The 21,504-nt window shown below is 58.7% G+C and carries 20 protein-coding genes; 9 read left to right on the top strand and 11 right to left on the bottom strand.

All coding sequences use genetic code 11. From position 1 onward, the window contains the following. Together ACN1C3_RS10925 and ACN1C3_RS10920 are read left to right on the top strand one after the other, a co-directional pair. Nucleotides 1-618, top strand: coding sequence for a hypothetical protein (locus tag ACN1C3_RS10925; RefSeq protein WP_419115813.1), 618 nt, complete (start codon nt 1-3; stop codon nt 616-618). Between the two features lie 49 nt (nt 619-667). After that, the gene (locus ACN1C3_RS10920) at nt 668-1,633 is read left to right on the top strand and encodes a diguanylate cyclase domain-containing protein (protein ID WP_419115841.1); all 966 of its coding nucleotides are present in this window, start codon (nt 668-670) and stop codon (nt 1,631-1,633) included. A gap of 16 nt (nt 1,634-1,649) precedes the next feature. On the opposite strand, the gene ACN1C3_RS10915 is transcribed toward ACN1C3_RS10920, so the two are convergent. Further along, nucleotides 1,650-2,075 (bottom strand): VOC family protein, encoded by a 426-nt coding sequence (locus tag ACN1C3_RS10915; protein WP_419115812.1) that lies wholly within the window; start codon nt 2,073-2,075, stop codon nt 1,650-1,652. A 115-nt stretch (nt 2,076-2,190) separates the two neighbouring features. On the opposite strand from ACN1C3_RS10915, the gene ACN1C3_RS10910 reads away from it, so the two are divergent. Next, on the top strand, nt 2,191-3,048 hold the full coding sequence (locus tag ACN1C3_RS10910; protein WP_419115811.1) for a LysR family transcriptional regulator: 858 nt from the start codon (nt 2,191-2,193) through the stop codon (nt 3,046-3,048). Nucleotides 3,049-3,238: 190 nt separating this feature from the next. Here the strand turns inward: ACN1C3_RS10910 and fabI are convergent, their stop codons facing one another. The 8 genes from fabI to gloB all read right to left on the bottom strand — a co-directional run bounded on the left by fabI (nt 3,239) and on the right by gloB (nt 14,024). Further along, nucleotides 3,239-4,033: an enoyl-ACP reductase FabI gene (gene fabI, locus ACN1C3_RS10905; protein WP_419115810.1), complete on the bottom strand. Its 795-nt coding sequence runs from the start codon at nt 4,031-4,033 to the stop codon at nt 3,239-3,241. Between the two features lie 20 nt (nt 4,034-4,053). Further along, nucleotides 4,054-5,664, bottom strand: coding sequence for an ABC transporter ATP-binding protein (locus ACN1C3_RS10900; RefSeq protein ID WP_419115809.1), 1,611 nt, complete (start codon nt 5,662-5,664; stop codon nt 4,054-4,056). 1 nt (nt 5,665) lies between these two features. Then, on the bottom strand, nt 5,666-6,685 hold the full coding sequence (locus tag ACN1C3_RS10895) for an ABC transporter permease (protein ID WP_419115808.1): 1,020 nt from the start codon (nt 6,683-6,685) through the stop codon (nt 5,666-5,668). Between the two features lies 1 nt (nt 6,686). Continuing rightward, nucleotides 6,687-7,760 carry a microcin C ABC transporter permease YejB gene (locus ACN1C3_RS10890; protein ID WP_419115807.1) on the bottom strand — a complete coding sequence of 358 codons (1,074 nt, stop codon included), beginning with the start codon at nt 7,758-7,760 and terminating at the stop codon, nt 6,687-6,689. 1 nt (nt 7,761) lies between these two features. Then, entirely contained in the window at nt 7,762-9,615 is a 1,854-nt protein-coding gene (locus ACN1C3_RS10885; protein ID WP_419115806.1) for an extracellular solute-binding protein, read from the bottom strand. Beyond that, nucleotides 9,612-11,441, bottom strand: a complete 1,830-nt coding sequence (locus ACN1C3_RS10880) for an extracellular solute-binding protein (protein WP_419115805.1) — start codon at nt 11,439-11,441, stop codon at nt 9,612-9,614. The genes ACN1C3_RS10885 and ACN1C3_RS10880 overlap by 4 nt, the downstream gene beginning before the upstream one ends. Nucleotides 11,442-11,720: 279 nt before the next feature. Beyond that, on the bottom strand, nt 11,721-13,157 hold the full coding sequence (locus ACN1C3_RS10875; protein WP_419115804.1) for a transglycosylase SLT domain-containing protein: 1,437 nt from the start codon (nt 13,155-13,157) through the stop codon (nt 11,721-11,723). Nucleotides 13,158-13,256: 99 nt separating this feature from the next. Further along, a complete protein-coding gene (gene gloB / locus ACN1C3_RS10870) occupies nt 13,257-14,024 on the bottom strand; it encodes a hydroxyacylglutathione hydrolase (protein ID WP_419115840.1) in 768 nt (255 codons plus the stop codon). Between the two features lie 65 nt (nt 14,025-14,089). Here gloB and ACN1C3_RS10865 point away from each other — a divergent pair, with 65 nt between their 5' ends. The 5 genes from ACN1C3_RS10865 to ACN1C3_RS10845 all read left to right on the top strand — a co-directional run bounded on the left by ACN1C3_RS10865 (nt 14,090) and on the right by ACN1C3_RS10845 (nt 19,372). Further along, on the top strand, nt 14,090-14,848 hold the full coding sequence (locus tag ACN1C3_RS10865) for a methyltransferase domain-containing protein (protein WP_419115803.1): 759 nt from the start codon (nt 14,090-14,092) through the stop codon (nt 14,846-14,848). 105 nt (nt 14,849-14,953) lie between these two features. Continuing rightward, nucleotides 14,954-15,412: a ribonuclease HI gene (gene rnhA / locus ACN1C3_RS10860; RefSeq protein WP_419115802.1), complete on the top strand. Its 459-nt coding sequence runs from the start codon at nt 14,954-14,956 to the stop codon at nt 15,410-15,412. Between the two features lie 119 nt (nt 15,413-15,531). Next, nucleotides 15,532-16,284 (top strand): DNA polymerase III subunit epsilon, encoded by a 753-nt coding sequence (gene dnaQ, locus ACN1C3_RS10855; protein ID WP_419115801.1) that lies wholly within the window; start codon nt 15,532-15,534, stop codon nt 16,282-16,284. Between the two features lie 227 nt (nt 16,285-16,511). Further along, the gene (locus tag ACN1C3_RS10850) at nt 16,512-18,767 is read left to right on the top strand and encodes an Orn/Lys/Arg decarboxylase N-terminal domain-containing protein (protein WP_419115800.1); all 2,256 of its coding nucleotides are present in this window, start codon (nt 16,512-16,514) and stop codon (nt 18,765-18,767) included. A gap of 14 nt (nt 18,768-18,781) precedes the next feature. Beyond that, nucleotides 18,782-19,372 (top strand): GNAT family N-acetyltransferase, encoded by a 591-nt coding sequence (locus ACN1C3_RS10845; RefSeq protein WP_419115799.1) that lies wholly within the window; start codon nt 18,782-18,784, stop codon nt 19,370-19,372. Nucleotides 19,373-19,380: 8 nt separating this feature from the next. On the opposite strand, the gene ACN1C3_RS10840 is transcribed toward ACN1C3_RS10845, so the two are convergent. Further along, nucleotides 19,381-20,274 carry a LysR substrate-binding domain-containing protein gene (locus ACN1C3_RS10840; RefSeq protein ID WP_419115798.1) on the bottom strand — a complete coding sequence of 298 codons (894 nt, stop codon included), beginning with the start codon at nt 20,272-20,274 and terminating at the stop codon, nt 19,381-19,383. An 88-nt stretch (nt 20,275-20,362) separates the two neighbouring features. Continuing rightward, on the bottom strand, nt 20,363-20,599 hold the full coding sequence (locus ACN1C3_RS10835) for a hypothetical protein (protein ID WP_419115797.1): 237 nt from the start codon (nt 20,597-20,599) through the stop codon (nt 20,363-20,365). A gap of 186 nt (nt 20,600-20,785) precedes the next feature. Between ACN1C3_RS10835 and ACN1C3_RS10830 the strand changes: the two genes are divergently transcribed. After that, nucleotides 20,786-21,343, top strand: a complete 558-nt coding sequence (locus ACN1C3_RS10830) for an NADPH-dependent FMN reductase (RefSeq protein ID WP_419115796.1) — start codon at nt 20,786-20,788, stop codon at nt 21,341-21,343. The last annotated feature ends 161 nt before the right edge of the window (nt 21,344-21,504 follow it).

The raw sequence follows: 21,504 nt of genomic DNA, 5'->3' as shown, positions 1-21,504 counted from the left end.
ATGAAAAAGCACCTGTTTCTGGGCGCTCTGATATTGATCGGCCTCGGTGGCTATGCCGACCACCTGTATGCCGAGGATGAGGCGGCGCTGGCAGCCTTTGCCACGGTTCAGAAAGTCTTCCAGAGCCCGCGCTGTCAAAACTGTCACATCCCCGGCGATTCACCCTTGCAGTTCGATGCCGGCATTCCACACGCCATGGACGTGGTGCGCGGTGCAGAGGGCAAGGGCGCGGCGGGATTGCCGTGCACAACCTGCCATGCCGAGAGCAATCCTCCCGCCAGTTACGGACCTCACGCACCACCAGGCGCGCCGCACTGGAGCTTGCCATCGCCCGCGCACAAAATGGCCTGGATTGGCCTGCCGGCCGATAAGCTGTGCCAGATCATCAAGGATAAATCGAGTAATGGCGACCGTGACTTTGCCGCGCTGATCAAACACGTCAGCGACGACAAACTGGTGCTGTGGGGCTGGAATCCCGGTGGTACGCGGGCACCGGTGCCGGTTCCCCATGACGTCTTCGTCACCCAGTTCAAACTGTGGGCCGCAGCGGGCGGGCCGTGCCCACTGGGACACGGCATGGAGACGACCCAGCTAAGCGTGAGGGATGGCGTGGAGTAAACCCGCTTGTGGATTGATCAATGGAACATACATGCCAAGGGAGTGCGTGATGCTGGCCCCAATCAAACCTGTCAATGAGAGTACCCGCGTAGAGACTTTACGCTCGCTGAATGTCCTCGACACCTCCCCGGAGGAGCGCTTCGACCGCCTGACCCGTCTGGCCAGGCGCGTGTTCAATGTGCCGATCGCCCTGGTCAGTCTGGTGGACGCAGACCGGCAGTGGTTCAAGTCCGGCGCTGGGCTGGCGGCCAGTGAGATCGGGCGTGATATTTCTTTTTGCGGCCATGCGATCCTCGAGGACGAGATCCTGATGGTGTCGGATGCGCAGCACGATGAGCGCTTCCATGACAACCCGCTGGTCGTCGGCGATCCAGGCGTTCGTTTTTATGCGGGCTGCCCGCTGACCGCCGCCAATGGCGACACACTCGGCACCTTGTGCCTGATCGACACGAAACCCCGCCAACTGGACGACAAAGAGCGCGAGCTGCTACGTGAGCTTGCGCGCATGGCTGAACAGGAGTTGGCGGCAGTGCAGGTGGCGAGCATGGATGAGCTGACGCTGCTGTCTAATCGCCATGGTTTCGAGGTCTTGGCCCAACACGGGTTAAGCGCCTGTAAACGGCTGAAAAGACCGGCGACGCTGCTATTTTTTTATCTCGACGACTTCAAACAGATCAGCAATTGGTACGGCCATGCCGAGTGTGATAACGCGCTTAAATCCTTCGCTGACGTGCTTCGCATCGCGTTTCGTGAAAGTGATGTGATCGGCCGTTTGGATGGGGATGAATTCGTGGCGTTGCTGACCGGCTCCCATCACGTGGAGACTTCGGCAATCATGGCGCGCCTGCAAGGGATTCTGGATGAGCGTAACTCGACCTTGCAGCGCGGCTACGCCATCCGCTTCAGCGTCGGGCAGATCGAATATGACCTGCAGCGTCACGAATCGATTGAGGATCTGCTGGCCGATGCCGACTGGGCGATACACGCCCATAAGCAAGTTTTCAGAAAACGTTAATACCTCATCCTCAGGCTTATTTGGCGAACAACTGGTCGATGTCCTTGAATGCCTTGAACTCCAGGGCATTGCCGCAAGGGTCGAAGAGGAACATCGTGGCCTGCTCACCCACCTGGCCCTTGAAACGAATGCAGGGTTCGATCACGAATGGGGTGTCGAGGGATTTCAATCGTTCGGCCAGGGCTTGCCACTCATCCATTGCCAACACCACGCCAAAATGCGGGACGGGTACATCATGTCCGTCCACGGCATTGGTGTGGGCGGATTCCTGTGACGCGGTTTTGGCCTGTTCATGGATGACCAGTTGATGGCCGAAAAAATTGAAGTCGACCCACTGATCGCTCGAACGGCCTTCCGTAAGACCGAACACCTGACCATAAAAACGACGCGCAGCAGGCAGATCGAAAACCGGAATAGCCAGGTGAAAGGGAGAAAGTCGCATCAGGATCAAGCCTCGGCTGTAGAGAAGTCGGATTGATTCTAGCCTTGTGGTTTTCGATTAAAAGACGATAATTTTTGCGTCCAGCTCAAATTATTTCGATCAATCGAGGGCGGCAATGCTGCGTGAACTGAAAACTTTCATTGCCGTGACGCGCTACGGCACTTTCGCTGCGGCGGGCATGCACATTGGCCTTACTCAGTCGGCGATCAGCGCGCAGATTCGCAATTTGGAGCAGGCGCTGGGTATTCGTCTGTTCGATCGCACCGGTCGCCAGGCGATCCTCAATGCGGCAGGTCAACGTGCCTTGCCGATGGCCAGGGAAATCCTCGAGACCTTCAACCGCATGGCGGTCAGCGATGACGTGAGCGAGTTTCGCGGTGAGTTGAAGATTGGCGCGGTGGCCACGGTCCAGACTGGCTTGTTACCCCAGGCGTTGCTGCGTTTACGTCAACAGGCGCCGAAGCTTGAGCCCAAGCTGGTGCCCGGGGTCTCACTCAACTTGTTGAGTCAGGTCGATACCGGTGAAATCGATCTGGCGATCCTGATCAAACCGCCCTTTGAACTCCCCAAGGAGCTGTGCGCCCAGGTCATTCGGCAGGAACCGTTCGTGCTGATCGTTCCCGCGGATCTTGAGGGCGAAGATCCGTTGCAATTGCTCACCGAGCATCCCCATGTACGCTACGACCGAACCTCCTTCGGCGGGCGACTGGTGACGCGTTTCCTGCGTGAACAGCAGATTGAGGTACAGGTCGCACTGGAGCTGGATGAACTGGAAGCCATTGTGAAGATGGTCGAAAGCGGCCTGGGCGTCTCGCTGATTCCCCTGGCGGGTCTCTGGCTGGAATATGGGGCGAAGGTCAAGGTCATCCCGTTGGGCGATCTGACGTTTTTCCGGGAGATCGTACTGCTGGTACGGCATAGCCAGCGTAATCAACCGATTCAGCAGTTGTTTGCCCGGTGTTTGCTGGACTGAGTTCAGGAGGCCTAGTTCAGATGTGGGAGCGGGCTTGTGTGGGAGCGGGCTTGCCCGCGAAGAACGATGACGCGCAATGCCTGAAAAACCGCGGTGTTCGCTTCGCGGGCAAGCCCGCTCCCACAGGGGGCTACGATTACAGGACCATAAAAAAACCCGCCAATCGGCGGGTTTTTTCACAGCGTGGGCATCACTCTTCGAGGTTGCCCATGGCGGTGGTGTTGAAGCCGCCGTCTACGTACATGATTTCGCCGCTGATGCCGGACGCCAGGTCCGAGCACAGGAAGGCGCCGGCATTGCCGACTTCGTCGATGGTGACGTTACGACGCAGCGGCGTTTGCGCTTCGTTGGCGGCCAGCATTTTGCGGAAGTTCTTGATGCCGGAAGCGGCGAGGGTGCGGATCGGGCCAGCCGATACGGCGTTGACGCGAGTGCCTTCCGGGCCCAGGGAGCCGGCCAGGTAACGAACGCCAGCTTCCAGGGAAGCCTTGGCCATGCCCATCACGTTGTAGTTCGGCATGGTGCGCTCGGCACCCAGGTACGACAGGGTCAGCAGGCTGCCATTGCGGCCTTTCATCATTTCGCGACCGGCTTTGGCCAGGGCCACGAAGCTGTAGGCGCTGATGTCGTGAGCGATGCGGAAACCTTCGCGAGTGGTGGCTTGGGTGAAGTCGCCATCCAGTTGGTCACCCGGTGCGAAGCCGACGGAGTGAACGATCACGTCCAGGCCGTCCCACTTCTTGCTCAGTTCTTCAAAGACCTTGGCGATTTCTTCATCGCTGGCCACGTCGCAAGGGAAGCACAGCTCAGGGCCCGAACCCCAGCCTGCGGCGAACTCTTCGACACGACCCTTGAGTTTGTCGTTCTGATAAGTGAAGGCAAGCTCAGCGCCCTCGCGATGCATGGCGGCAGCGATGCCGGATGCGATGGACAGCTTGCTGGCGACACCGACGATCAGTACGCGCTTACCGGCGAGAAAACCCATGTGTTGCTCCTCTCTTCAGGTTATTCGACAGCTGTTGGGGCCAGAAAAGCGGCCTCCAGCAGCTGCTGTGTATAGGGATGTTGCGGTGCGGCAAAAATGCTTTGCGCGTCACCTTGTTCGACCACTTGGCCATGCTTGACCACCATCAACTGGTGGCTGAGCGCTTTGACTACCGCCAGGTCATGGCTGATAAACAAATATGTCAGGTTGTACTTGGTTTGCAGTGAACGCAGTAGCTCCACGACTTGACGCTGGACTGTCCGGTCGAGCGCCGAAGTGGGCTCGTCCAGCAAAATCAACGCCGGTTTTAGCACTAATGCCCGGGCAATGGCGATTCTTTGCCGTTGCCCGCCGGAGAACTCATGGGGGTAGCGGTTCCGGGTGTCCGGGTCCAGACCTACTTCCTTGAGCGCCGCGATAATCGCTTGTTCCTGTTCCGCCTCCGTGCCCATCTTATGAATCCGCAGGCCTTCGCCGACAATCTGGCTCACACACATCCGTGGGCTCAGGCTGCCGAAGGGGTCCTGAAAGACCACCTGCATCTCCCGCCGCAGCGGTCGAACCTGTTGCTGCGTCAGGCAGTCTAGCTGCTTGCCCTCGAAACGGATCGCACCTTTACTGCCGATCAACCGCAAGATCGCCAGACCCAGCGTGGACTTGCCGGAACCGCTTTCACCCACGATCCCCAGGGTTTGGCCCTGAGGCAGGCTGAAATTGATGCCATCCACCGCTTTCACGTAATCGACGGTGTTGCGCAGAAAGCCTTTTTTGATCGGAAACCAGACTTTCAGGTCCTCGACTTCCAGCAGCGGCGCCCCGGCCACATTGGTCGCCGGGTTGCCGCGAGGCTCCGCTGCCAACAGTTCCTGAGTGTAAGGATGCTGCGGCGCGCGGAACAACTCTTCGCACGATGCCTGTTCGACGATGCAACCGCGCTGCATGACACATACGCGATGCGCAATTCTTCGCACAAGGTTCAAATCGTGGCTGATCAGCAGCAATGCCATGCCCAGACGGGCCTGCAATTCCTTGAGCAACTCGAGGATTTTCAGCTGAACGGTCACGTCGAGCGCCGTAGTCGGTTCGTCGGCAATCAGCAGTTCCGGCTCGTTGGCCAGGGCCATGGCGATCATCACTCGCTGACGCTGACCACCTGACAATTCGTGGGGCAGGGCTTTGAGGCGCTTATGCGGCTCGGGAATGCCCACCAGCTCCAGCAATTCCAGCGTGCGTTTGGTCGCGACTTTGCCAGTCAGGCCTTTGTGCAGACCGAGCACTTCGTTGATCTGCTTTTCGATCGAATGCAGCGGGTTCAGCGATGTCATCGGTTCCTGGAAAATCATCGCGATCCGGTTGCCGCGGATATGCCGGATGGTTTTCTCCCTCAAGCTCAACATGTCCTGTCCGGCATACAGGATGGCGCCGGTCGGATGGTGTGCCAAGGGGTAGGGCAGCAGGCGCAGGATCGAATGCGCAGTCACTGATTTGCCCGAACCACTTTCGCCCACCAGGGCCAGGGTTTCACCGCGTTTGATATTGAAGCTGACGCGTTCGACCACCCGCTGGCGGCGATCGCCGACGATAAATTCGACGGAGAGGTCGCGGATTTCGATCAGATTGTCCTGATTCATTTCACTTCCTCGGGTCGAAGGCGTCGCGAGCGGACTCGCCGATAAACACCAGCAAGCTCAACATGATCGCCAGCACGGCGAAGGCACTCATGCCCAGCCACGGTGCTTGCAGGTTGGATTTGCCCTGGGCCACCAGTTCACCGAGGGACGGTGCGCCGGGTGGCAGGCCGAAACCCAGGAAATCCAATGCGGTCAGGGTGCCGATGGCGCCGGTGAGGATGAACGGCATGAAGGTCATTGTCGACACCATGGCGTTGGGCAGGATGTGGCGGAACATGATCGCGCCGTTCTGCATGCCCAATGCTCGGGCAGCACGCACGTACTCGAGGTTGCGTCCACGCAGGAACTCGGCGCGCACCACGTCCACCAGGCTCATCCAGGAGAACAGCAACATGATCCCCAGCAACCACCAGAAGTTTGGCTGCACGAAGCTGGCGAGGATGATCAGCAGATAGAGCACCGGCAAACCGGACCAGATCTCCAGAAAACGCTGCCCGGCCAGGTCGACCCAGCCGCCGTAGAAACCCTGCAAGGCGCCGGCGATCACGCCGATGATCGAACTGAGGATGGTCAGGGTCAGGGCGAACAACACCGAAATCCGGAAACCGTAGATCACCCGGGCCAGTACATCGCGGCCCTGGTCGTCGGTGCCCAGCCAGTTATCGGTCGAAGGCGGTGCAGGGGCCGGGACTTTAAGGTCGTAATTGATGCTTTGATAGCTGTAGGGAATCGGTGCCCACAGCGTCCAGGCGTTTTTCTCTGCCAGCAGTTCGCGGATGTACGGGCTCTTGTAGTTGGCTTCCAGCGGGAATTCACCGCCGAAGGTGGTTTCCGGGTAGCGTTTGAGCGCCGGGAAGTACCAGTCTCCGTCGTAATGCACCACCAGTGGCTTGTCGTTGGCGATCAGCTCGGCGCCCAGGCTTGCGCCGAACAGGATCAGAAACAGCCACAGCGACCACCAGCCACGTTTATTGGCCTTGAACAGTTCGAAACGTCGGCGATTGAGGGGGGAAAGATTCATCTCAATGCTCCCGGCTTTCGAAGTCGATGCGCGGATCGACCAGGGTGTAGGTAAGGTCGCCGATCAGTTTCACCACCAGACCCAGGAGCGTGAAGATGAACAGCGTGCCGAACACTACCGGGTAGTCCCGGTTGATCGCCGCTTCGAAACTCATCAGGCCCATGCCGTCGAGGGAGAAGATCACTTCCACCAGCAAGGAGCCGGTAAAGAAGATCCCGATGAAGGCCGAGGGGAAACCGGCGATCACTAGCAGCATGGCGTTGCGGAACACATGGCCGTAAAGCACCTTGCGGTTGGTCAGACCCTTGGCCTTGGCGGTGACCACGTACTGCTTGTTGATTTCATCGAGAAAGCTGTTTTTCGTCAGCAGGGTCATGGTGGCGAAGTTGCCGATCACCAATGCCGTCACCGGCAGCGCCAGGTGCCAGAAGTAATCGAGAATCTTGTGGCCCCAGCTCAGCTCATCGAAGTTGTTCGAGGTCAGGCCGCGTAACGGGAACCAGTCGAAGTAACTGCCACCGGCGAACACCACGATCAGCAGGATGGCGAACAGAAACGCTGGAATGGCGTAACCGACGATGATTGCCGAGCTGGTCCAGACGTCGAAATGGCTACCGTGCCGCGTGGCCTTGGCAATCCCCAGCGGGATCGACACCAGGTACATGATCAGCGTGCTCCAGAGCCCAAGGGAAATGGACACCGGCATTTTTTCCTTGATCAGGTCGATGACCTTGGCGTCGCGGAAGAAACTGTCGCCAAAATCCAGGGTGGCGTAGTTCTTGACCATGATCCACAAACGTTCCGGCGCCGACTTGTCGAAGCCGTACATGTGCTCGATCTCTTTGACCAGCGCCGGGTCCAGACCTTGGGCGCCACGGTAGCTGGAGCCCGCCACCGAGACTTCCGCGCCACCGCCGGCGATGCGACTGGTAGCGCCTTCGAAGCCCTCGAGCTTGGCGATCATCTGCTCTACCGGACCACCGGGGGCGGCCTGGATGATCAAGAAGTTGATCAGCAAAATGCCGAACAGGGTCGGGATAATCAGCAACAGTCGCCGAAAAATATACGCCAGCATCTTATTGCTCCACACCTGCAGGTTCGGCTTGCACCTTGGTTTCAACTTCTATCGCCGGTTTGGCGTCGGGTTTGATCCACCAGGTAGAGATACCGACGTCATAGGTCGGCGAGACTTTCGGGTGACCGATGTGGTTCCAGTAGGCCACACGCCAGGTCTTGATGTGCCAGTTGGGGATCACGTAATAGCCCCACTGCAATACCCGATCGAGGGCGCGGGCATGGGCCACCAGGCTGTTACGCGAATCGGCGTTGATCAGCTGTTCCACTAGTTCGTCGATGACCGGGTCTTTCAAGCCGATGTAGTTACGGCTGCCAGGTTTGTCGGCGCTTTCGGATTTCCAGTACTCGCGCTGTTCGTTGCCCGGTGAGCTGGACTGCGGGAAGCTGCCGACCACCATGTCGAAATCCCGCGAGCGCAGGCGGTTGATGTACTGGGAGACGTCGACCCGACGGATCACCAGGTCGATCCCCAGATCACTCATATTGCGCTTGAACGGTAGCAGCACGCGCTCGAATTCGGTCTGGGCCAGCAGAAACTCGATGGTCACCGGCTTGCCGTTAGCGTCGACCATCTTGTCGTCGACGATGCGCCAGCCGGCCTCTTGCAACAGTTGATAGGCCTTGCGTTGCTGGGCGCGGATCATGCCGCTGGCATCGGACTGCGGGTTCTGGAAGGCCTCGCTGAACACCTGCTCGGGAATTTTTCCCCTGAAGGGATCGAGGATCGCCAGTTGATCGGCGTCCGGCGGGCCGTTGGCGGCCATTTCCGAGTTCTCGAAGTAGCTGCGGGTACGAACGTAGGCGCCGTTGAACAGTTGCTTGTTGGTCCATTCAAAGTCCAGCAACAGGCTCAGGGCCTGACGCACCCGAACATCCTGGAACACCGGACGGCGCAGATTAAAGACGAAGCCTTGCATGCCCGTGGGATTGCCGTTGGGGATCTGCTCCTTGATCAGCCGGCCCTCGGTCACCGCCGGAATGTTGTAGGCGTTGGCCCAGTTCTTCGCGGTCATCTCCAGCCAATAGTCGAACTGACCGGCCTTGAGGGCTTCCAGCGCGACAGTGTTGTCGCGGTAGTAATCAATGGCCATGGTGTCGAAGTTGTAGAACCCACGGTTGACCGGCAGATCCTTGCCCCAGTAGTCCTTGACGCGCTCATAGCGAATCGAACGCCCGGCCTTCACCGAACTGACTTTGTAGGGACCGCTGCCCAACGGGATCTCGAGGTTACCTTTACTGAAATCGCGGTTTTCCCACCAGTGCTTGGGCAATACCGGCAATTGCCCGAGGATCAGCGGCAATTCGCGGTTGTTGTTGTGCTTGAACTTGAACAGCACCCGCAGCGGGTCTTCGGCGACCACGTCTTCGACGTCACCGTAGTATCCACGGTACATCGGGGCGCCATTTTTCATCAGCGTCTGAAAGCTGAACACCACGTCCTCGGCGCGAACCGGGTGGCCATCGTGGAAATGTGCTTCAGGCCGCAGGTAAAAACGCACCCAGCTGTTGTCGGGGTCCTTTTCGATTTTGCCGGCAATCAGGCCATATTCGCTGAAGGGCTCGTCGAGTCCGTGTTTGGCCAGGGTGTCGTAGATCAGGCTGATGTCGTCGGCCGGCACGCCCTTGTTGATGAACGGGTTGAGGCTGTCGAAGCCACCGAAACCCGCCTGGCGGAAGATTCCACCTTTGGGCGCATCCGGGTTGACGTAATCGAAATATTTGAAGTCGGCCGGGTATTTCGCAGGCTCGTTGTACAAGGTGAGGGCATGTTGCGGGGCGGCTTGAGCGGCGCACGCAAGTCCCGTCAACAACAGGCCGCAGGCCCGCATCAGCAGGGCACGCGAAGGTATCATTGGTCTTTCTCCGAAGGCTTCAGCCACCACGCGCTCAGGCCCAGGGTGTAGGGCGGCGTGGTGACGAAGGCGAACCGGTTGCGGTACGCCAGGCGATGATAATTGAGATACCAATTGGGAATAATGTAGTGCTGCCACAACAGCACCCGGTCCAGGGCTTTGCCTGCGGCCAGTTGTTCGTCACGGGTTTTGGCCGCGAGTAATTGTTCCAGCAGATGATCGACCACCGGGTTGGCGACACCGGCGTAGTTCTTGCTGCCCTTGACCCCGACCTGGCTGGAGTGGAAGTACTGCCATTGTTCCAGACCCGGGCTTAGGGTTTGATCGAGGGTCATCAGGATCATGTCGAAATCGAACTGATCGAGGCGTTGTTTGTATTGGGCGCGATCAACCGTGCGCAGACGGGCATCGATGCCGATGCTGGCGAGGTTCTCGGCGTAGGGTTGCAGCAGCCGCTCCAGGTTGGGATTGACCAGCAGTATTTCGAAACGCAGGGGCTGGCCGGCGCTGTTCACCAGGCGTTGACCATTGAGCTTCCAGCCAGCCTCAGCCAGGAGCCCGAGGGCGCGACGCAGGGTTTCCCGAGGAATGCCGCGGCCGTCGGTCTCTGGCAGGTTGAATGGCTGAGTAAGCAGGTTGGCGGGCAATTGGCTGCGATACGGCGAGAGCATCAGCCATTCATGGCCGACCGGGAGGCCGGTCGCGGAAAACTCGCTGTTGGGGTAATAACTCATGGCCCGTTTATAGGCGCCGCTGAACAGCGCGCGGTTGGTCCATTCGAAATCGAACATCAAGCCTAATGCTTCGCGCACTTTAATGTCGGCAAAGGTACTGCGGCGGCTGTTCATGAACAGCCCTTGAGTCTGGGTAGGAATTTGATGGGCGATTTGCGCCTTGATCACATCCCCACGGCCAACCGCTGGGAAGTTATAGCCATTGGCCCAGTTCTTGGCCTGGTGCTCGATATAGATATCGAACTCGCCGGCCTTGAACGCTTCAAAAGCCACATCGCTGTCGCGGTAGAACTCCACCTCGACCCGGTCAAAGTTGTATTTACCGCGATTGACCGGCAGGTCTTTGCCCCAGTAATCCTTGACCCGTTCGAACACCAGTTGCCGTCCCGGTTGTACCTGGGTGATGCGATAGGGACCACTGCCCAATGGCGGTTCGAAGGTCGTGCCCTTGAAGTCGCGGCCTTTCCAGTAATGCTGTGGCAGCACCGGCAGCTCACCCAGACGCAGGATCAACAGTGGGTTGCCAGCACGTTTGAAGACGAAGCGAATACGTTGCGGGTTGAGGATGTCGACCCGTTGCACTTCCTGAAGGCTGGTCCGGTATTGCGGATGGCCTGCCCTGAGCAGCAAACGGTAGGAAAACGCCACGTCGTAGGCGGTGATCGGCGTGCCGTCGTGAAAGCGCGCTTGGGGGCGCAGGTTGAACACCACCCAACTGCGGTCTTCGCTGTATTCCACGGATTGGGCGATCAGGCCATAGCTGGACGTAGGTTCATCGCCCGAAGGGGCGTATTGGCCGGTGCCGACCATCAGGGTTTCGTTCAGTTCGTTGACGCCGTATTGCAGGAAATTGGGCGTCGAAACCGGGCTGGTGCCCTTGAAGGTATAGGGGTTGAGCGTATCGAAAGTGCCAAATGCCATGACCCGCAAGGTACCGCCTTTTGGCGCTTGCGGGTTGACCCAATCGAAATGGGTGAATTTGGCCGGGTACTTGAGCGTGCCGAACTGCGCATAACCGTGGCTTTCGCTGATTGTTGCGCTTGCGGGAAAGCTCAAGGCCAAACTGATTAAGAGCAGGAGGAGGGGACGCATCAAGTCAGAGATCCGATCCAGGCGGCTTGGGCTTTGTGATCGGTACAGTAACAGCTTGTATCGACAGGAAAAAGGTTGTGCACCAAAGCGATATCTGACGCGAAAAAAAGATCGCATACGGTGCGATCCTGTGGGAGCCGGGCTTGTCCGCGAAGAACGATAACGCGGTTGCCCTGCAAAACCGCGTCGTCTGTTTCGCGGGCAAGCCCGGCTCCCACAGAAATCGCACAATACCTTGTGGAACGGGTTTTCCCGCGAAACGCCGACCTTAACCGGTTCTCAATGCGGGGAGTAAACCGTCAGCATCTGGCCCGGCTTCAGCGCTTGGCCAACCCGAGGATTCCAGCGCTTGAGGTGCTGCATTTCAACGTTGAAACGCTTGGCCACCATGTACAGCGAATCGCCTTGCTTGACCTTGTATTGGGTCTGCTGCTTCTGGGTGTTGGCCGCTACCACGGTGTTGACGCGCCCGGAACTGCCTTTTCTGGTGTCTTGCATGACCAGTGTCTGGCCGACCTTCAGGTTCTTGCCGGTCAGATTATTCCAGTGTTGCAGGTCCTTGACGTCGACCTTGTTGATCTTGGCGATCTGCGTCAGGTTGTCACCGTGTTTCACCCGGTAGCTGCGCTTCAACCTGGGGGACTCGCGGCTGTCCATGCCGTCGAATACCGGTTTTAGCGCGCGCTGACTAATCAGTTCCTCCGGCTTCATGGTCGACAGGCTGGCGGTCAGCAACTGAGCCTTGGACGTCGGCACCAGCAAATGCTGGGGGCCGTCGATGGTGGTGCGTTGCTTGAAGGCCGGGTTGAGCTGGAACAGCTCGTCTTCGTCGATATTGGCCACGGCAGCGACACGGGACAAGTCCATGCGCTGGTTGATTTCGACGACCTGGAAGTAAGGTTCGTTGGCAATCGGGCTGAGGTTGACACCATAGGCTTCCGGCGCCAGCACCACCTGGGACAAGGCCAGCAGCTTGGGAACGTAAGCCTGGGTTTCGGCAGGCAGCGGCAGGTTCCAGTAGTCGGTCGGCAGGCCGAGCTTGTCGTTACGCTCGATGGCTCGGCTGACGGTGCCTTCACCGGAGTTGTAGGCCGCCAGGGCCAGCAGCCAGTCGCCGTTGAACATATCGTGCAGACGGGTCAGGTAATCCAGAGCGGCGGTGGTCGAAGCAGTGATGTCGCGACGGCCGTCGTAGAAGCGGGTCTGACGCAGGTTGTAGTAACGCCCGGTAGACGGGATGAACTGCCACAGACCAACAGCATCGGCCCGGGAATAGGCCATCGGGTTGTAGGCACTTTCAATCACCGGCAGCAGCGCGAGCTCCAGCGGCATGTTGCGCTCTTCAAGGCGTTCGACAATGTAATGGATATACAGGCTACCGCGGTCACCGGCGTTTTCCAGAAACGACGGATTGCTGGCGAACCACAAGCGCTGTTGCTCAATGCGCGGGTTGACGCCAAGGCCCTCTTGCAACTGGAAGCCCAGGCGCATGCGTTCCCAGATATCCTGAGCGGCTTGCGGGCTTGGTTTCTCGCTGAGCCAGATGGGTTTTTGTTTGGTACGGTTGGAAAGATTAGGAGCGTGCGCCGCGTCGGTTTGCGCGACATGGCCGGTGCTTTGGCAGCCCGCCAGAGTGGCGGACACAGCCACCGCGATGGCTTGAGCCAGGCGGGTCAATGCGTCTGAATTGATGGCTTTACGAATAAATGACGACATTGGCTGGAAGTAAGTTCCGGGCAAAAATGTCGGGCGATTCTAGAAAGCACACTGGGTGCGGTCAACCATTCAGAATTTTCGTATCAATAGTGGCCCTACTTAGAACTTATCTTTCCAAGCCCGCAAGGCAGCAAAGACCGTACTCGGACCCCGGTTATCAAGACCATTCCGTTCGTCCGCTTTTTGTTTAACAGATGTTTCGCCAGTACGCAGGAAAGGGTTGGTAAGCTTTTCCAGGGCCAGGGTCGAGGGTAGCGTCATTCTTGCGGCTTCGCGCAGTTGAGTAACTTTCGCCAAACGTTCGGCGATGTCCGGGTTGCTCGGTTCGACCGCTTGGGCGAAGCGCAGATTGCTCAGGGTGTATTCGTGGGTGCAGTACACCAGCGTGTCTTCAGGCAAGGCCGACAGACGTGTCAATGAGGTGTGCATCTGCTCGGGGGTGCCTTCAAACAGACGCCCGCAACCGGCTGCGAACAGCGTGTCGCCACAGAACAGCACGCCATGATGATAAAAAGCGATATGTCCCAAGGTATGACCAGGAACGGCTAACACTTCGAATTCCCACCCGAGTACGCTAATACGGTCGTTGTCGTTCAGGGCGACATCGCGTGCCGGAATGTTTTCACTCGCCGGACCGTAGACCTTGGCGCCCGAAAGCTTTTTCAGCTGCTCGACGCCGCCGACATGATCATGGTGATGGTGTGTGACCAGAATGTCGCTGAGCGTCCACTCCGGGTGCCGCGCAAGCCACGCCTTCACGGGTGCGGCATCGCCCGGGTCGACCACGGCGCAACGCAGGGTGCTGTGATCTTGTAGCAGCCAAATGTAGTTGTCGGTGAAGGCGGGCAGGGCACTGATCTGTATCATCGTCGGATTCGCCAAGCGGAAAACAATGGCGCATCTTAGAACTTCTTGGCGAGTTGGAGAATGCAATGACCGATAAAGCGTTCGCTCAGGCTGATCCTGACTGGCTGGCATTGATCAGCGCGGCCCGTGAGTGGCTGGCAGGTCCCATCGGGCAATTTTTGCTGGGTGAGGAGCGGCGCATGCTCGAAGACGAGCTGGGCCGGTTCTTTGGCGGCTACCTCGTGCATTACGGTCCTTCGGCCGAAACACCGCCCTCGGCGCCGCAGGTGCAACGTAATGTCCGGCTCGGTGCGCCGCTGCCGGGGGTGGAGATCGTCTGCGAGGAGCAGGCCTGGCCCCTCAGTGAGCATGCTGCTGACGTGGTGGTGTTGCAGCATGGCCTGGATTTCTGCCTGTCGCCCCATGGCTTGCTTCGCGAGGCCGCCAGCAGCGTTCGGCCCGGCGGGCATTTGCTGATTGTCGGCATCAACCCCTGGAGCAGCTGGGGTTTGCGCCATGTGTTTGCCCATGACGCGCTGCGCAAGGCCCGCTGCATTTCACCTTCGCGGGTCGGCGACTGGCTGAACCTGCTGGGCTTTGCACTGGAGAAACGCCGCTTCGGGTGCTATCGTCCGCCGCTTGCGTCACCCGCCTGGCAGGCCCGCCTGGCCGGTTGGGAGCGCAAGGCCGGCGACTGGCAGTTGTCCGGCGGCGGCTTCTATTTACTGGTGGCGCGCAAGATTGTAGTCGGCTTGAGGCCGGTGCGTCAGGTTCGGCGCGAGCCAATGGGCAAGCTGATTCCGTTGCCAATGGCCAAGGTCAATCGTCGCCACATCGAGCCGTAAAACTCTCTTTCTCTTTAATATTATATTGGCCGGCCGGGCTTGCCCGGCCTTGGGCGTTGTCGGTCAACGATCGGCAAGTCACACGCATTTTCTGGATAGGTTGGCATGAGCGATAGCGATAGCGTAGAACTTTTCACCGACGGCGCCTGTAAGGGCAACCCCGGCCCAGGCGGCTGGGGCGCATTGCTGGTGTGCAAGGGCGTTGAAAAAGAACTCTGGGGTGGCGAAGCCAATACCACTAACAACCGCATGGAGCTGATGGGTGCGATTCGTGGTCTGGAAGAGCTCAAACGCTCTTGCGACGTGCTGCTGGTCACTGACTCGCAATACGTGATGAAAGGCATCAACGAATGGATGGACAACTGGAAGAAACGCGGCTGGAAAACTGCTGCGAAGGAGCCGGTGAAGAACGCTGACCTGTGGAAGATGCTCGATGAGCAGGTTAATCGCCATAACGTCACCTGGAAATGGGTTCGCGGGCATATCGGCCATCACGGCAACGAGCGCGCCGACCAATTGGCCAACCGTGGCGTTGATGAAGTGCGTGGCTACAAGCAGTCCTGATGGTTCGGCTGCACGGCACTGGTAAACAGGCTTGCTGCGAGGCGAACGCAGGCTTCGCCAGCGACTACAGCGTGCTAAAATCGCGCGCTTTGAAGATGAACCGTTGAGAGCTACCCCTGATGGCCAACAGATCCGTTGTACTCGATACCGAAACCACCGGCATGCCGGTGACCGACGGCCACCGGATTGTCGAAATCGGTTGTGTCGAGTTGATCGGTCGGCGCCTGACCGGTCGGCATTTCCATGTTTATCTGCAGCCTGACCGGGAAAGTGATGAGGGCGCCATCGGCGTCCACGGCATCACCAACGAATTCCTGGTGGGAAAACCGCGTTTCGCCGAAGTGGCCGAAGAATTCTTCGAGTTCATCAAAGGCGCGCAACTGATCATCCATAACGCGGCGTTCGACGTCGGCTTCATCAACAATGAATTCGCCCTGATGGGTCAGAAGGATCGGGCTGATATCACTCAGCACTGCACGATCCTCGACACCCTGATGATGGCTCGTGAGCGTCACCCCGGGCAGCGCAACAGCCTCGATGCCTTGTGCAAACGCTATGGCGTCGACAACTCCGGCCGTGAGCTGCACGGCGCCTTGCTCGACTCCGAGATCCTCGCCGACGTCTACCTGACCATGACCGGTGGCCAGACCAGCCTTTCCCTGGCCGGCAATGCCTCGGACGGCAACGGTTCGGGCGAAGGTTCGGGCAACCGCGCCAGCGAGATTCGTCGTTTGCCTGCCGATCGTCAGCCGACCCGGATCATTCGTGCCAGTGAAAATGACCTGGCCGAACACGTGGCGCGGATGGAAGCTATCGCCAAATCTGCCGGCGCTCCTGCGCTTTGGGTGCAGCTGGCTGAGGCCAAGGGCTAACCTTCATTGGCTAATGAGGGTGCCCTTGTGGCGAGGGAGCTTGCTCCCGCTGGGTCGCGAAGCGGCCCTAAAACCTGCAATCACATTTCGTCAGGCACACCGCATTCACAGGTTTTGCGGCTGCTGCGCACCCGAGCGGGAGCAAGCTCCCTCGCCACAGAGGTCTCAACCCTCTACCCTGAGGACATTGGCAGGCCTCGGTCTGCCGCCTCAGGACACCAGGCCCCATGTATAAAGACTTGAAATTCCCCGTCCTTATCGTGCACCGCGACATCAAGGCCGACACCGTCGCCGGTGATCGGGTCCGCGGGATCGCCCGGGAGCTGGAGCAGGAAGGCTTCAGTATTGTTTCTGCTGTGGATTACACCGAGGGACGATTGGTTGCCTCGACTCACCACGGCCTGGCCTGCATGCTGATTGCGGCCGAAGACGCCAGAGAAAATACCCATTTGCTGCAGAACATGGCCGAGCTGATCCGTCTGGCCCGTGTCCGTGCGCCGAACCTGCCAATCTTCGCCTTGGGCGAGCAGGTGACCCTGGAAAATGCACCGGCCGACGCCATGAGCGAGCTCAATCAGCTGCGCGGCATTCTCTATCTGTTCGAAGACACCGTGCCGTTCCTGGCGCGGCAAGTGGCACGGGCAGCTCGCAACTACCTTGATGGCCTGTTGCCGCCGTTTTTCAAAGCACTGGTGCAACACACCGCAGACTCCAATTACTCCTGGCATACCCCCGGTCACGGCGGTGGCGTGGCCTATCACAAGAGTCCGGTGGGGCAGGCGTTCCATCAGTTTTTCGGGGAAAATACCCTGCGCTCGGATCTGTCAGTCTCGGTGCCGGAATTGGGTTCGCTGCTCGATCACACCGGCCCATTGGCTGAAGCAGAGGCTCGCGCTGCCCGTAATTTTGGCGCCGATCACACCTTCTTCGTGATCAATGGCACCTCAACCGCCAACAAAATTGTCTGGCACTCGATGGTCGGACGCGACGATCTGGTGTTGGTGGACCGCAATTGCCACAAATCGGTTTTGCATTCGATCATCATGACCGGCGCCATTCCACTGTACCTGTGCCCGGAGCGCAATGAGCTGGGCATCATCGGGCCGATCCCGCTGAGCGAATTCAGCCCGGAGTCGATCAAGGCCAAGATTGATGCCAGCCCGTTGACTAAAGGCCGGCCGCCCAAGGTCAAGCTGGCGGTGGTCACCAACTCCACCTACGACGGCCTGTGCTACAACGCTGAGCTGATCAAGCAGACCCTGGGTAATAGCGTCGAGGTGCTGCACTTCGACGAGGCCTGGTACGCCTACGCGGCGTTTCACGAGTTTTTCGCCGGACGTTACGGCATGGGCACTTCGCGCACGGCCGATAGCCCTTTGGTGTTCACCACCCATTCCACACACAAATTGCTGGCGGCTTTCAGTCAGGCATCGATGATCCATGTGCAGGACGGTGGTGCGCGGCAACTGGACCGTGATCGCTTCAACGAAGCGTTCATGATGCATATTTCCACTTCGCCGCAGTACAGCATCATCGCCTCGCTGGACGTCGCTTCAGCAATGATGGAAGGCACGACGGGCCGTTCGCTGTTGCAGGAAATGTTCGATGAGGCACTGAGTTTTCGCCGTGCTCTGGCTAATCTGCGTCAGCATATCGCCGCCGATGACTGGTGGTTCTCGATCTGGCAGCCGCCGTCGGTTGAAGGTATCGATCGGGTCACCACCTCTGACTGGCTGCTTGAGCCTGAGGCGGACTGGCACGGTTTCGGCGACATTGTCGAAGATTACGTGCTGCTCGATCCGATCAAGGTCACGCTGGTCATGCCGGGGCTGACCGCCGGCGGGGCGTTGAGCGAGCGCGGCATTCCGGCCGCGGTGGTCAGCAAGTTCCTGTGGGAACGCGGGCTGGTGGTGGAAAAAACCGGTCTGTATTCATTTCTGGTGCTGTTCTCGATGGGTATCACCAAAGGCAAGTGGAGCACGCTGCTCACCGAGTTGCTGGAGTTCAAACGTAACTACGACGCCAACGTCAGCCTCGCAACCTGCCTGCCGTGCGTGGCGAAGCAAGACGTTGTCCGTTATAAGGGCATGGGTCTGCGAGATCTGTGTGACCAGTTGCACGCCTGTTATCGCAGCAACGCCACGGCCAAACACCTCAAACGCATGTACACCGTGCTCCCGGAAATTTCCATGAAGCCCGCAGACGCCTATGATCAACTGGTACGAGGCGAGGTTGAAGCGGTCTCCATCGACGCCCTCGACGGGCGGATCGCTGCGGTGATGCTGGTACCGTATCCACCGGGCATTCCGCTGATCATGCCTGGCGAGCGTTTCACCGAGTCGACCCGTTCGATCATCGATTACCTGGCGTTCGCCCGCACCTTCGACAGCACTTTCCCCGGCTTTGTCGCGGACGTGCATGGTTTGCAGCACGAAGATCAAGGCAATGGGCGTTGCTACACCGTCGATTGCATCAAGGTTTGAGGACGTTTCCTGCCATGCAGCCAGTCATGAATCCCAAATACCCTGGTTTAGCCGTGCGGGTTGCCGATGATGGTTTCGCGACCTATATCTGGGGCAGTGATTTCAGTTTTGAGGTCAGTACCTACGCGGCGGCGCAAGTGGGTCAAAGCGTCGACCAATGGCCGGTGGAGAAGATTGCGCCTTATCGCAAGTGTTATGGCATCGACCCGCAAGAGTTCAACAGTTACCGCGACGCCGCTGACAGCGCTATTTTCATGGCTTATCTCGATGATCAGCCAGTGGGGCATGTGGTGGTCAGCACCAACTGGAACGGTTTTGCCCATATCGACGAGCTGGCGGTGCATGCGCCGGCGCGCCGACACGGCGTGGCCAAGGCATTACTGGACGTCGCGCAGTTCTGGAGTCGCAAGAAGAACTTGCCGGGCATCATGCTGGAAACCCAGAACAATAATCTGGGCGCTTGTCGGCTTTACGAGCGCTGCGGTTACGTCATCGGAGGGATCGATCATCTGCGCTATCGCGGGATCGATCCGCAAACGTCTGAGATCGCGATTTTCTGGTATCGGTTGTTCGACTGTCCGCTGGAGGAGCGTTCGCCGGATTAAGCGGGCAATCAACCCGCCAGCATCGCCTCGGCTTTTTCCGTGACAATCTCCAGCAGTGCCTGCAGGGCGGGCGAGGGCGCGCTGTTCTTGAGCGAGAGCGAATACAGTGTGATGGGTACCGGCGGTGACAGTGGACACACGTCCAGGCCGCCGGCTCTTGCGCCGATGGCGGTAAAGGGGTCGACGATGGCCAGTCCTTCCCCTGCCTCGACCATGCTGCGCATCATCTGGTAGGTCTGTACCCGAATATGGATCATCGGGGCCGGGCGCAAGGCTTGCAGCTTGCTGTCGAGCATCACACTGAGCGGGTCATGACCTTCCAGACCAACCATCGACTGGCCGGCCAGGTCTTGCACGGAAATATATTTCTGTTTGGGTTGCAGCCAGCCATGGGGGGCCAGCAGTTGCAGTTTGCCCTGAGCCAGCACCTGGCAGTGGATATCGCCTTGGTCGGGATTGTGCAGGCTCAAGCCCAGATCGCTTTCCCGTAACAACAGGCTTTTGACGATGTCGCGGGTGGGTTGGCTGGAAAGATTGCAGGGCGCATCGGGAAAATGTCGGCGCAGGGTCGCAATGCTGTGCGGCAGTAATTGCTGCGCAAGCGGGGGCGTGCAGATGATCCGCAAAGGCGGCGCCTGATAGTGCTTCAGGCTGCTGGCCAATCGCTGCACAGGCTCAAACGCTTCGTATACACGGGCGATCCCGACTTGCAGCTCCCGTGCTTCGCGAGTGGCTTGCAGCCGCCCGCGCACGCTGGCGAACAACATGAAACCGAGTCGATCCTCGGCATCGCGAAGGATCGCTTCGACCTCGGCCACCGGCAATTGCAGCAACTCGGCAGCAGTGCCCAGATGACTGGTTTGCAGCAGCGCCTGGATCACTTCGATATGACGTAAACGCATGCGTGAAGTCCATGTCCGGCGGGTGAGGGATTCAGTGACTGAATCCTAACCCAAGTCCGCGCATATGACTTCTGCTCATAACACGGGGTTATGAAGCGACGTGTGTTGGGGGTTCGCGAGTGATGGTGACGCCGGATTGTTTCAACGTAAATTCGTTATCAGTCACTTTATCGACCCGATCGCCAATGGCCAGGCGATAGGTAGTAACAGGCTCCGAGCCGGTTATGCCGTCTTGCGACGGGGTGGATTCCTGGAACTCATGCACTGAATAAACACGGCCTTCCGCGTCTCTTGCATGGAATTGTCCGACGAGTACTGCTGCCATCTGCTTAGAACCTCTGGAGATAAATCACTCAATTTGCGGTTCTGTAGACCGTAGTTGGGCGGGGTAAGTTTTCATAGTGGAAAAAAATAGTCGTGAGGACCGATTCCTCGAAGCGCATGGGTTGTGATGCCGCTCGAATCATCTATAACTACAGGCTCCTATAGCCAGACAGTCGGGAATCCCTCAATGAGCAACGTCTACACGATTGCAGTTCTGGTCGGCAGCTTGAGAAAGGAGTCGATCAACCGGAAGGTCGCGCTGGCATTGGCAGACCTGGCACCCGCCAATCTCAAGCTGAACATTATCGAAATCGGTGATTTGCCGCTCTACAACGAAGACATTGATGCGTCACCGCCGGCAGCCTACAGCACTTTCCGTCAACAGGTGAGTTCATCCGACGCAGTGTTGTTCGTGACCCCGGAATATAACCGCTCCGTGCCGGGGGTATTGAAGAATGCGATTGACGTTGGTTCCCGCCCTTATGGCAAAAGCGCCTGGAGCGGCAAGCCGGGCGCGGTGATTAGCGCTTCACCGGGGGCTGTCGGCGGATTTGGCGCCAATCACCACCTGCGCCAGTCCATGGTGTTCCTCGACGTGCCGTGCATGCAGCAGCCCGAAGCCTATTTGAGCGGTGCAGGCTCTGCATTCGACGAAGCGGGCAAGCCTTCAGAGGCTGTCCGACCGTTCTTGCAGAAGTTTATCAATGCCTACGGGGTTTGGGTCGAGCAGCACAAGAAGGTCTGAAGCGTATGGCGTTGTTGGCGGTGGGTATCCCTTAGACCGAGTCGCCTCCATCGCGAGCAGGTCGGATCGCCGCACCGTCGCTCCCACACTTGACCTGTGTTGTTCACTAAATCGTGCTACGACGCAGATCCAATGTGGGAGCAGCCGGTCGACGCTCGATT

The sequence above is a fragment of the Pseudomonas sp. H11T01 genome (genome assembly GCF_048515765.1).
GTDB lineage: Bacteria > Pseudomonadota > Gammaproteobacteria > Pseudomonadales > Pseudomonadaceae > Aquipseudomonas.
The sequence above is the reverse complement of the archived record's forward strand: the minus strand, read 5'-3'. Positions and strand labels throughout refer to the sequence as shown.